We start from the raw sequence: 12,198 nt of genomic DNA, 5'->3' as shown, positions 1-12,198 counted from the left end.
GAAAGTCTTTACGCCATCTGCCGCTATATCCCGCCGCCTGCCCGTTCCAAGATTCACTGCGTCGATTGCCAGCGCATCGGCATTGTCCCCCTTCTTCCCATGACCAGACAGGCAGCCACCATGAAACGTCCCTTCTCCCTTGCTCTTCTCGGCCTCTCGGTCGCCTTCGCCAGCATGACCGCACACGCCGATGACCACTCCACGCTCACACCGTCCAGTGAAGTCGTCCAGCAGTCCGACATCGACTGGGGCTACCTGAACCCGCTGCGCGGTGACCAGAGCCCGGCGGCCGGCGACCTGTGGGGCGACCGCACCAAGGATGGCGCTTCGGGCTTTTTGGTGAAGTTCAACGAAGGCTTCTCCTCACCGCCCCACATCCACAACATCACCTACCGTGGCGTGGTCATCCAGGGCGAGGTCCACAACGATGACAAGAACGCCGATGAGCAGTGGCTGCCCGCAGGCTCGTTCTGGATCCAGCCGGCAGGGGAATCGCACATCACCGCGGCCAGAGACAAGGTCAACATGGCCTACATCGAGATCAATGAAGGGCCCTACCTGGTACAGCCGGAATCCGAGGCCTTCCACAACGATGAAGAGCCGCTGAATGTCGCAGAGAACAACATGGTATGGCTGGATGCCAATGACATCCGCTGGATCAACCTGCCGGGCAGCGACGACGCCGAGAAAGGCCCGAAGACCGCCTTCCTGTGGGGCAACCCGGACGTCGGCCAGCTGAGCGGCCGCCTGGTGAAACTGCCGGCCGACTTCTCAGGCGAGATCACAAGCCATGCCGACGAATTCCGCGCCGTGGTCATCAAGGGCGACCTGACCCACGAGACCGAAGGCAAGGACGACAGCCAGAGCCTGGCGACCGGCAGCTACTTCGGCTCTCAGGGCGAGATCACCCATGACATCACCACCGGCACCGACGGCGAGACCCTGCTCTACGTGCGTACCAATGGTGATTTCGACATCGTCGAAGGCTGAAACCTGAGGTCGTCTGAACTCTTGGCTCTTAGCCCTGAATCAGCAGACATCGCGACCTGCAGCAAACACGAACGGCCACCCCGGTCTCAAGACCGCGGGTGGCCGTTCGTGTTTGTGTTGCGTTGGTATGCGTACCCGCCATCAGGCGACGCCGTCAGGCCAGTCTTTGGACCGCCATTTCGAGGCCACGGATTTCCGCCAGTCCCTTCATGCGCCCATACAGTGGATACCCCGGGCGGGTCTCGCGCCTGGCATCATCCAGAATGTGGTGGCCGTGATCCGGGCGCATCGGCAAGGGCGCGCCGCCAGGCACCAGACGACGACGCTCTTCCGCGACCAGCACGCTGATGATGTCCACCATGTCCAGGTCGCCCTCGAGATGTTCAGCCTCATGGAAGGAGCGCTTGTCTTCACTGTCACGCCCGGTGGCCCGCAGATGGGCAAAGTGGATATGAGGGGCGAAGCGCCGCGCCATGATGCACAGGTCGATCTCCGGATTGGCCCCGTAGGAGCCAGTGCAGAACGTCAGGCCATTGGCGGGACTGGGCACGACGCCCAGCAGCCAATCGGCATCCACCATGCTCGAGACCACGCGCGGCAACCCGAACATCGGTCGCGGCGGATCATCAGGGTGAATGGCCAGTCGAATGCCGACTTCTTCCGCCACCGGCACGATGGCCTTGAGGAAGGTGGCCAGGTGCTGGCGCAATCGCGCGGCATCGATACCGTCATAGGCCGCCAGCGCCGCTCGGAACTGGGCCAGCGTGTAGCCTTCTTCCGCACCCGGCAGCCCCGCGATGATGGTGCGGATCAACTTCTCACGCCCGGCATCATCGAGCGACTCCAGATGCCTGAGCGCGGCCTGCTGCTCTTCGCTGCTGTACTCGTGCTCGGCGCCGGGGCGCTCCAGCAGGTAGAGATCAAAGGCCGCAAAGGCATCCTGATCAAAACGCAACGCCGTGCCGCCCTCCGGCAGCTGCCAGGCTAGGTCGGTGCGCGTCCAGTCCAGCACCGGCATAAAGTTGTAGCACACGGTGCCGATCCCGCATTCCGCCAGGTGGCGCAGCGACTGCTGATAATTGGCGATATGGCTATCACTGCCGGGCGCGGCCTGCTTGATGCTCTCATGCACCGGAATGCTCTCGACCACCGACCACCTGAGCCCGGCCGCCTCGATCTGCGCCTTGCGCTCACGAATGGCCTCCAGCGGCCAGACCTCGCCGTTGGGAATCTCATGCAGCGCCGTCACGATACCTGTCGCGCCGGTCTGGCGAATTTCCTCGAGCGTGATGGGGTCCGCGGGGCCGAACCAGCGCCATGTCGCTTCCATGTCATCTCCTTGACGGTCAAAGGGGGCAAATGCCACCTGCCGACAAAATATGACAACTTGTGTCAGGTGCTGCCATGCGACCTATGTCGCTTCCGGCGAGCGGCTCTCCCGGCACACTTCCCTCTGAAGGTGGACTCAACGCTATATCGCGTCTCGAGGTGCCAGGCCGACCAGATACCCATCACGCTTACACCTCACAAAAAACCATTTTTAATCAATAATTTGACACCAAAACCCAATAGCTCACCATCAATCCTCCTTGCGCAATCGCTGCCACTGCCCTTTCGCGACATGCCTGTTGGCGGTCACCTTGACCCGCTTTTCGGGTCACAATACTAGACTTATTGCTCATCAAAAGTTGTCAATATTTGTTTGATCAGTCATCCCTTCCCCCCTATAGTGAGTCTCGAAAGCACATCAGACGCACGTGTCGACTGATCACTTGGGCCAGGCACGTTGCCGAGAGCCGAGACTCCTTACCTATACTGACGACGGACGCCATATGACTGCCATTACCTCCACAGAGCATCCCAGCTACGCCGAGCTCTCCTCCGTGACCCGCGAGCGTTTGATGCGCGCCTCCACCGCCTCCCTACACACCCTGCTGTTCAAGCGCGGTCTGCGGAACACCTTCATCCAGAACGTGGTGCAGATGAACAACAGGACCACCCAGATGGTGGGCCAGGCCTTCACGCTGCGTTACATCCCGGCGCGGGAAGACATCGATACCGTCGCCGCCTTCCGCGACCCCAAGCACCCGCAGCGCCTGGCAGTGGAAACCGTCCCGGCAGGTCACGTGATGGTGTCTGACTGCCGCCAGGATGCCTCGGCCGCCAGCGCCGGCAGCATTCTGCTGACGCGTCTGGAGTATCGTCAATGCGCGGGCTTCGTCTCCGATGCCGGCATTCGTGATTCAGGTGCGGCCGCCGAGATGAACCTGCCGATCTTCTGCGCCAAGCCGAGCGCGCCGACCAACCTGACCAAGCATCATGCAGTGGAGCTGCAGGTGCCGATCGGTTGCGGTGGCGTGCCGGTCTTCCCGGGCGATGTGCTGGTCGGCGATGCCGATGGTGTCATGGTCGTGCCGCTGGAACTGGCCGACGAGATCGCCGAGGAAGCTAGCCAGATGGAAGATTTCGAGGATTACGTGCTGGAAAAGGTACGCAACGGCACGCCGGTGATCGGTCTGTATCCGCCAACCGACGAAGCGCGTGCAGAATTCGAACGCTACATGGCCGCCAAGCAGTAACCGGCTCGCCAGCCGCCGTCTTGTCCACGGCGGCCACGGACGACAGACCACGCCGACCTGTCGTCCGCCATCCCTCCTGCCTCAATGCGCCTCGAGTGACCACAACCATAACAACACTGGAGTCATGCCATGACCCATCTGAATAGCCGTCTCAACAGCCGTCAGGCCAACGTGAACGCTAGCTCTAATGCCAGTCAGCAATCCCGCGCAGACCGCAAGCGCTGCAGTCGTCCACTGCTGGCCTTGCTCGCCCCGCTGGCCCTGTCCGGCATGGTGGCGGCCTCGCCCTTCGTCAGCAGCGGCGTGCAGGCCGACTATCCCGTGCGAGACATTCGCCTGATCGTGCCATGGCCGGCCGGCGGTGGTGCCGACGCCATCAGTCGCAAGATCAGCAACCTTGCCGAGCAGGACCTGCCGAAATCGATCTACGTCGAGAACATCGGCGGCGCCATCACCGCTACCGGCCTGATGCAGCTCAGCAAGGCGCGTCCGGACGGCCATACCGTCGGCGTGATGACCTATGACAGCATCATCACCCTGCCACGCGGCAATCTGGTGCCCGGCTATTCACTGGACCGGATGATCCCCTTCGCCCGCATTACCAAGGAAGCGGATGCCATCGTGGTCTCCAAGCAGTCCGGTTACGAGAATTATGAGCAACTGATCGAGGCCGCACGCGCAAACCCCGGCACCGTGAGGATCGGTGTCGCTCCTAAAGGCTCGGGCCCCTATCTGGCGGTGCGCCGCCTGGAAGCGGCAGCGGGCGTCGAGTTCAATGTCATCAGCTATCCTGGCTCTTCCACCGCCGAAGCAGAGGCTCTGCTCTCCGGTGAGATCGACGGCGCCATCTCGAGCCTGGGAGACTTCTCCGGCATTCTGGATTCCGGCGACGCCCACGGCCTCGTCGAGTTCTCCTCCGAGCAGAATCCGGCCTACCCGGAGGTGCCGCCGATGAGCGAACTGGGCGGCAATCTCGAGACCGGCAGCTTCATCGTGCTGGCCGTGCCCAAGGGCACCCCGGAGGATGTGGTCAGTACCCTGGAAAGCGCCTACCACAGCGCCTACGAGACACCAGAATTCCAGAAGTGGATCACGGGAGTCGGCGTCACGCCCAGCTGGCTGGGGGCCGATGAGGTCAACGCCTGGATCGAGGACTACCAACAGAAGACCTTCACTGCCATGGATGAACTCGGCCTGTAGACGCGCTGGCAGGCGGCACCTCTGAGTGCCGCTGCAATCCCACGTCTACCCGTCCTCCTTCACTTCCATCGTCAAGCGGCGCTCGGTCACGGGCGCCGCCAGGGAATTCTGTCATGTCTCCTTCCGCCTCTCCTCCCGTCCGGCGTCACTGGCTGCTCAGCGGCGCGACTCCGCTGACGCTGGTCATGACCGCCATCAGCGCCCTCTATCTGATCAGTGCCTTCCAGATGGCACCGCCATTGGACAATGGCCGTCTGACGGCCTCCTTCTTTCCCGTTTTGATCGGCAGCATCGCGCTCGCGCTCTGCGTGGCGCAGCTGGTGAGCCAACACTGGACGAACCGTGACTCCCGCAGCAACGAGTCCGCCAGCGCTAACACCTCCAGCGCGGACAGCGACGCAAGCTCGTCTCTCTTCTCGCCGGCGCTGCGCCTGATGCTGGTGACCGCGCTCTATATCCTGGCGTTCTCGCATCTGGGATACCTGCTCTCGTCAGCGCTATATGTCTTCGCCGTGATGCTGCTGTTCGCGGGGCGCGACAAGTGGATCAGCAAGGCAGTGATCGCCTGCGCCATTTCCGCGCTGGGCTATGGGCTCTTCGAGCAACTGTTCAACGTCCATCTCCCTGCGCTGGATCTGTCTGCGCTCGGCCTGGGCAACGGGAGCTGACCCATGGAATTCATTGCCCAGGTATTCTCGAGCTTCGCCCTGCTGCTCGACCCCGTGATCCTGTTCTACGTGGTCGCCGGCTTCGTGATCGGCACCATCTTCTCGGCCATCCCGGGTCTGACCGCGACGCTGGCACTCGCCCTGCTGCTGCCGCTGACCTACAGCCTCGATGTCACCACCGCCCTGATGGCGTGTGCCAGCATCTACATGGCCGGCATGTGTGGCGGCAGCATCACGGCCACTACCATCAATATCCCCGGCGCGCCGTCCTCGATGATGACAGCGCTGGAAGGCTACCCCATGCAGCAGCGTGGCGAAGGCGCGCTGGCGCTGGGCCATGCCTCCTTCGGCTCGATGATCGGCGGCAGCCTCGGCGCGCTGCTGTTGATCGTGCTGGCCCCCTTCATCGCCGAGGCCTCACTACTGGTCAAGACGACGGGCAAGTGTGCACTGATCGCCTTCGCGCTGATCGTGATCGTGGTCGCCCAACGCGGCAATATCCGCAAGGCCGGCATCACCGCCTGCCTGGGCTTGATGCTCGCGACCGTCGGGCTGGACGCCATGCAGCCGCTGGCCCGCTTCACCTTCGGCATCAGTGAGCTGACCGCCGGGATCGATCTGATGCCGGTCATCATCGGTACCTTCGCCATCAGCGAGCTGTTGATCCAGGTCGGCAACCGCAAGAAGGACGCCGCCATCCGCCAGCAACTCAAGGCCAGCAAGCAGCTCAAGCGGCATGATTTCATTCCGCCGCTGAGTGCCATTCGCGAGATCGGCCTCGGCTGCTATCTGAAATCGACGTTGATCGGCTATATGGTCGGCACCCTGCCTGGCGCAGGGGGCTCGATGGGTGGTTTTCTCGCCTACGTGGAAAGCGTGCGCACCTCGAAGAAGCCGGAGAGCTTCGGCAAGGGCAATCCCCAAGGAATCGCCGCCGCAGAGAGCGCCAACAATGCCGTGTGCGGTGGCGCCCTGGTGCCGATGCTGACCTTCGGGATTCCGGGCGACCCGGTAACGGCCATCGTGCTGGGGGTGCTGGTGATCAACGGCATCCAGCCGGGACCGCAGCTGATGGCCTCGCAATCCGGACTGATCGCACCGATGCTGGCCTCGCTGCTGTTCAGCGCGCTGATCCTGATTCCTCTCACGCTCTACCTGATGGGCCCCTACTTCCTGCGCATCGTCACGATCCGCAAGGACGTGCTCTATGGCGCCATCGCTCTGCTGGCCGTGGTCGGCAGCTTCGTGGCCACCTACTCCGTATTCCAGATGATGATGACGCTGGTGCTGGGCATCGTCGCCTACCTGATGCGCAAACATGATTATCCGGTGATCACGCTGCTGCTCGGCTTCATCCTCGGCCCGAACCTGGAAGAATTCCTGCGTCGCGCGCTGACGCTCTCCAACGGCAACCCGATGACCTTCATCACCACGCCGGACAGCCTGTTCTTCGTCGTACTGACGGTGGTCTTCGTCTACTTCCTCGGCATTCGCAAACCAGTGCAGTTGAAGCAGGCGGATCCGAAAACGCAGAGCCAGCCCTTGAAGGGACAGGTTGGAAAGTGACAACGTCATAGATTGCAATCACCGCTCGAGTCCTTACCAGACCCTATCTCGATGATTATTTGGCCCGACACCGAAAGGTATCGGGCTTTTTCGTATTCATTAGCCGCACCCAGATGTGCCAAAAGTCTTGCTTGCCAATACCTCACAATGTTGGCACTTTATATTCGTAATCAAAAATCTAATACTCGTAGTTGATATATCAATAATGCGAGAATCCACTTCCGTTAGGCTCCGCAACGCTGGCCATCATGCCTATGACAGGCTCGGATAGCAGCATTCAAGAGCCAGCAGTGCTGAAGTTGATCGGAGTCAATGGAAACGACAGGGAACGTCACATGAAGTCCTTTGCCAGCCTCGCCGCCCTCTTCCTGCTCTCTGGTTGTGCAGCCTTGCAGTCCACACCTCCCAGTTATGACAAGACACAGCACGCTTTTCTTTCACCGGGTTACCCTATCGAGCGGGTCAATCAACCCGAGGGCTTCAAGCTGATAGGACAGGACAGTTCTGATTCTCGTGAGGGGTTCGCCAGTGCATCAACGGAGGGCAATGCACATGTCAGAAGAGAAGCTGTCGCCTGGAATACCGATGATGACAATACTGCTCTGATGATGGTGATTGCAGGGTCACTCGGGCACTCAGCACGTTATCTCGAATGGACAGACACGGATGGCTACCAGTTCGTGGGTAATCAGAGAGTGCAATACAAGTTTGCTCAGGGGCGATTCGAAGACATGGTGAGTGAGTCCAGTCTTATCCCACGACTGGCGCCAGATTGCGCACAACGCATTACGCTCTCTGCCCACAACCATAACAAGAAGGTGACGGGCATCTATATTGAAGGCGTGACCTGCTACGACCTTCCATTGATCAACGATTATCACCGCGAACAACTTCGCCAGGAAGCTTTCCGCCTATTCGGGCTGTAACGAACCCCACGATAATCGCTTACAAATCTTGAAACACGAAACGCCCCATCCACTACCGCAGCAGTAGGTGGGGCATTTCAGGTATCGCGGTATTAGCAGCCGATCACTACTACTGCCAACACATCACACTTCTAGGCCGGTGCCCGACTATCAGGCGGGGGCAGAGCAGGCGTTGCGAGTAGCTGAGACATTGCAGACAGGCGCCGGGCGAATGGAGGCGGGGTCTGCCAGCGCGGCCACCGCGGATCTGACCTGCTGATAGCCGGTGCGCATCAGGAAGGTCGGCGCTCTGCCGTAACTCTTGATGCCGAGGATGAACAAGCCTGGCTCGGCATGCAGCAGTTCGGCCGCGCCGTGTTCCGGCACCGACCCACAGCTGTGCTGGTTGGGGTCGATCAGCGGCGCAAGCTTGATAGGGCTCTGCGTCGCGGGGTCCAACGAGACGCGCAATTCAGACAGCAGCTCCAGAGAGGGACGGAAGCCAGTGGCCGCGATGATGCGATCCACCGCTGGCAGCCGGTGTTCGCCACTCTGTACGACCCAACGCCCTGCTTGATGATCGATTGCCTCGACGGCAAGCCCGGTCACTACCTCGATCCGGCCTTCCTCGAGCAGCGCCTTGATCCGCAGTTCAAGCGCCTTGCGCTCCTCCAGCTCATCATTGGGCGCCGGGCGGATGACCTCATCGATATTGGCGCAGCGCACACCCCAGACGATTCGCATCCCCTCTTCGTGGTCTGCCAGCGCGATCAGGTCCTGCAGCGCATTCAGCGCCGAGTGGCCGCTGCCGATCACGAGTACCGACTTGCCGGCATACTCAGCCGCTTGTGTGCCGCGAATGTCCGGCACGCCATAGGCGATGACTTCGGCCGCCGCTTGCTCACCGATGGCGGGAATCCCGTGCGCCCCGATCCAGTTGGGGGTCTGGTAGGTGCCGGAGGCATCGATCACCGCGCGGGCCAGCACATCGCGCGGGCCGTCAGGGCCCTCGACGCGCAGCACGAAGGGCGCCTCATCGCGTCCGCCACTGCGCAGCACATCATGCTGTTGTCGACTGACATGGGTGACGCGGCTATCGACATGCAGCCGCGAGCTGATCGACGGGTGCGCGGCGAGCGGTGCGACATAGCGGTCAAGAAACTCTGCCCCGGTGGGATAGGCAGCGGCGTCCGGGGCGCGCCAACCCTGTTCCTGCAGCAACTCGGCCGCTAAAGCATCGATATTCCATGACCAGGGCGAGAACATGCGCACATGTCCCCAGCTGGCCAGGTTGGCGCCTGCGTGTGCGCCCGACTCGAAGAGAATCGGCTCCAACCCTGCCTGCAGCAGATGGACGGCGGCGCTCAGTCCTATCGGCCCGGCGCCGATGATGGCCACCGGCAGGCTTGGGATATCACGACTCATGGCATCTCTCGCAGCAATATGTTGTCAGTGACAACAAATCTAGTATTCCTTCACGCCAATGTCTACTCCCAGGCGCTCAATCAGTCACCCAGGCGCTGCCGCGCGGCAAGCGTCAGCTTGTTGAGCAGTGTCACTGCGCCCTCCACGACCTCCGGCGACAGGTCCTCGATCATTGAGGCCTCTTCCGCGACCAGCTCGGCGTGAATCTGCTGGTACAGCGCCCTGCCCTCCGGGGTCAGCGAGAGCTCAACGGCACGCCGGTCGTTGGGGTCCTCGATCTTGCGCACATAGTGCTTGCGGATCAGCGAGTCGGCGACCCGGCTTGTCGTGCTCTTGTCGAGGTACATCTCGTCCGCCAGCGCCTGCAGTCTCAGCGGTCCGCGCTTGACCAGCGTCTCCAGTGCATAGCATTGAGCGACGGAGACGTTGTGGTGGCAGATGCTTTCCCTGTCGCGAAACTGATGGACACGGATGAGCTGATTGACGGCTTCGTACAGTGCTTCTGCTTGATCCACTCTGGTGCCTCACGTGACGGTGATCAAAAAAGGGGGGCGTGGCTCGCCACGATAACCGAGCACGATAAAGAGCGCATCGATTTCCGGCAGCCCTTATTCGGCAGCCTTTATCCAGCAACCCTTATCCACCAACCCTATCGGCTTGCACGTGGCAATGCCTTGCGCGAGCAACTCAATCGCGGTCTTTCTCCCCGATACGACGCCAGCAAACCTTGCAGGCAAGAATTGTGCAAGAATCTTGCAATTCATTATTGAGAACGATTAGCATTGCCAGTCGCAACATATAACTATTCAAAGCAAGGGATCTCACGTGCACCTCCGCCTCCATCCGCTTACCGCAGCCGTCCTTTCCGCCAGTGCGTTGACCCTGAGCCTCTCGGGCCACGCCTCGGCGGACGACATGTCCACCCTCGTCATCAGCGAAGACCGTCTCGAACAGAATGTCGTGATCAGCACTGAAGAGATCGAACAGCGTCAGGCACGCGACCTGGAAGACCTGTTCCGCGCCGAACCGGGCGTCAGTGTCGGCGGTGGCATCGCCATCGGCCAGAAAGTCTATGTACGCGGCCTGGAAGACACCAACCTGAACGTCACCATCGATGGCGCGCGTCAGGGCGGCTACCTCTTCCACCATACCGGTCGATTGACTATTGACCCGGCACTGCTCAAGCAGGCGGAAGTCGATAAAGGCCCCGCGACCGCCGATGACGGCCCGGGCGCGCTTGGCGGCAGCCTCCGCTTCGAGACCAAGGATGCGCAGGACCTGCTCAAGCCCGGTCAGGACCTGGGCGCACGCGTCTCCGTCGGCACCGAAAGTGCGGCGGACGCCACCTCCGGCACCACGGCGTTCTATGGTCGCCTGGGGGAGAATCTCGGTCTGATGGGATATGTCAGCGGCCGCAACAGCGATGACTATGAAGTTGGCGGTGGCGGTGAGCAGGAACAGACCGCAGGCCAGCAGCGCGGCTACCTGCTCAAGATGTCACTGCTGGACGTCAATGATCAGGGCCTGCGCATCAGCGCCGAGCGCACCACCGATCACGGCACCTATTTCACGCGTCCGCACATGCCGAGCTTCAGCAGTCAGCAGCCGACCTATCAGGAAATGGAGCGTGAGACCTTTACCATCAATCATGCCTGGCATCCGGGCAATGATCTGATCGACACCAGGACCACCCTCTACCACACCACTCAGGAACTGGATCGTGTCGAGGCGGGCAGCACCAGCCGCTCCAGCGAATTCGGCGCGGATGTGCGCAACACCTTCCATCTCAAGACGGGTGATGTGGCACATGCTCTGACCACTGGTGTGGACTTCTATGATCAGGACACCCGTCGCTCCGATGATGCCGGCAGCTCCGGCCCCAACAACGAAGACACTTCACGTAACCTGGGAGTCTACGCCCAGAACCGCATGACGCTGGGCCCGTGGGCCCTGTCCGTTGGCGCGCGTCTGGATGATTACGACAGTGATTACGGCGAGGCGGGCAGCGTCAGTGGCAGCGAGGTCTCCCCCAACGCGATTCTGAGTGTCGATGCGACTGACAACCTCACCCTGCATGCCGGTTACGGCGAAGCCATTCGCGGCGCCAAGGCGCGGGAAGTGATTCTGATCGGCGATGAAGTCTCCATCGCACAGGGGCTTGAGCCGGAGAAGGCGCGTCAACGTGAAATCGGTCTGGATTGGCATCAGCGAGATGCCCTGATGGAGGGAGATCGTCTCGGCTTCGCGCTGACCGGCTTCCATACCGATATCGAGAACTATCAGGCCTATGATCGCGGCAGTGATCCGGCGGTGCTCTACAACCTAGATGGCGAAGTCGAGAGCCGTGGCTATGAAGCCAGCCTGAACTGGGGAGTCGGCGGCTACGACACGCGCCTGGGCTATGCCAAGGTGGTGATGAAGAACAACGATGGCGACCCGCTGGGCGACGAGATGAACATCGGTGCTTCCACCGGCGACAAGTGGACCTGGGATCATCAGTACCGCCTGCCGAACCACAACGTGACCCTGGGCTACACCCTGAATGCGGTGGAACGCCTGGAGCGCGTGGCAGAAGGCGACGAGGAGAAGCCGGGCTACGTGACGCACGACATCCGCGCCCAGTGGACACCCGCCTCATATCAGGACCTGACTCTGACATTGGCGGTCAACAACGTATTCGACAAGCGCTACAGTGACCACAGCAGCTACCTGCTCAGCAGCGGTGACAGCATGCTGGAGCCGGGCCGTGACGTCCGCCTGGGTGCCAGCTACAGCTTCTGACCCAGCCCCTGATTTTCGCGATCAGCTCACGAACAGCTCGCGATCAGCTGACGAAAAAATGCCCCACCGGCCAGGCCTGTGGGG

10 protein-coding genes are annotated in these 12,198 nt (G+C 61.4%); 7 read left to right on the top strand and 3 right to left on the bottom strand.

Going from position 1 to position 12,198, the window contains the following annotated elements; genetic code table 11:
* Positions 1–120 precede the first annotated feature (120 nt).
* A complete protein-coding gene (locus QD208_RS03210) occupies positions 121–990 on the top strand; it encodes a DUF4437 domain-containing protein (RefSeq protein WP_279835586.1) in 870 nt (289 codons plus the stop codon).
* A gap of 154 nt (positions 991–1,144) precedes the next feature.
* On the opposite strand, the gene uxuA is transcribed toward QD208_RS03210, so the two are convergent.
* Entirely contained in the window at positions 1,145–2,320 is a 1,176-nt protein-coding gene (gene uxuA, locus QD208_RS03205) for a mannonate dehydratase (protein ID WP_279835585.1), read from the bottom strand.
* 502 nt (positions 2,321–2,822) lie between these two features.
* Between uxuA and QD208_RS03200 the strand changes: the two genes are divergently transcribed.
* The 5 genes from QD208_RS03200 to QD208_RS03180 all read left to right on the top strand — a co-directional run bounded on the left by QD208_RS03200 (position 2,823) and on the right by QD208_RS03180 (position 7,929).
* Positions 2,823–3,569 (top strand): ribonuclease activity regulator RraA, encoded by a 747-nt coding sequence (locus tag QD208_RS03200; RefSeq protein ID WP_052384648.1) that lies wholly within the window; start codon positions 2,823–2,825, stop codon positions 3,567–3,569.
* 129 nt (positions 3,570–3,698) lie between these two features.
* Positions 3,699–4,769: a tripartite tricarboxylate transporter substrate binding protein gene (locus QD208_RS03195; RefSeq protein ID WP_279835584.1), complete on the top strand. Its 1,071-nt coding sequence runs from the start codon at positions 3,699–3,701 to the stop codon at positions 4,767–4,769.
* Positions 4,770–4,882: 113 nt separating this feature from the next.
* Positions 4,883–5,437 carry a tripartite tricarboxylate transporter TctB family protein gene (locus QD208_RS03190; RefSeq protein WP_279835583.1) on the top strand — a complete coding sequence of 185 codons (555 nt, stop codon included), beginning with the start codon at positions 4,883–4,885 and terminating at the stop codon, positions 5,435–5,437.
* 3 nt (positions 5,438–5,440) lie between these two features.
* Positions 5,441–7,003 carry a tripartite tricarboxylate transporter permease gene (locus QD208_RS03185; protein ID WP_279835582.1) on the top strand — a complete coding sequence of 521 codons (1,563 nt, stop codon included), beginning with the start codon at positions 5,441–5,443 and terminating at the stop codon, positions 7,001–7,003.
* A 335-nt stretch (positions 7,004–7,338) separates the two neighbouring features.
* A complete protein-coding gene (locus QD208_RS03180; RefSeq protein WP_279835581.1) occupies positions 7,339–7,929 on the top strand; it encodes a hypothetical protein in 591 nt (196 codons plus the stop codon).
* 150 nt (positions 7,930–8,079) lie between these two features.
* On the opposite strand, the gene QD208_RS03175 is transcribed toward QD208_RS03180, so the two are convergent.
* Both QD208_RS03175 and QD208_RS03170 read right to left on the bottom strand, forming a co-directional pair.
* Complete coding sequence (locus tag QD208_RS03175; protein WP_279835580.1) at positions 8,080–9,333, bottom strand: FAD-dependent oxidoreductase; 1,254 nt, start codon at positions 9,331–9,333, stop codon at positions 8,080–8,082.
* An 80-nt stretch (positions 9,334–9,413) separates the two neighbouring features.
* The gene (locus tag QD208_RS03170) at positions 9,414–9,848 is read right to left on the bottom strand and encodes a MarR family transcriptional regulator (RefSeq protein ID WP_225346809.1); all 435 of its coding nucleotides are present in this window, start codon (positions 9,846–9,848) and stop codon (positions 9,414–9,416) included.
* A gap of 310 nt (positions 9,849–10,158) precedes the next feature.
* On the opposite strand from QD208_RS03170, the gene QD208_RS03165 reads away from it, so the two are divergent.
* Positions 10,159–12,114, top strand: a complete 1,956-nt coding sequence (locus QD208_RS03165; protein ID WP_279835579.1) for a TonB-dependent receptor — start codon at positions 10,159–10,161, stop codon at positions 12,112–12,114.
* Positions 12,115–12,198 lie beyond the last annotated feature (84 nt).

This window comes from Cobetia sp. 29-18-1 (assembly GCF_029846405.1).
Taxonomy (GTDB): Bacteria; Pseudomonadota; Gammaproteobacteria; order Pseudomonadales; family Halomonadaceae; genus Cobetia; species Cobetia amphilecti.
The sequence above is the reverse complement of the archived record's forward strand: the minus strand, read 5'-3'. Positions and strand labels throughout refer to the sequence as shown.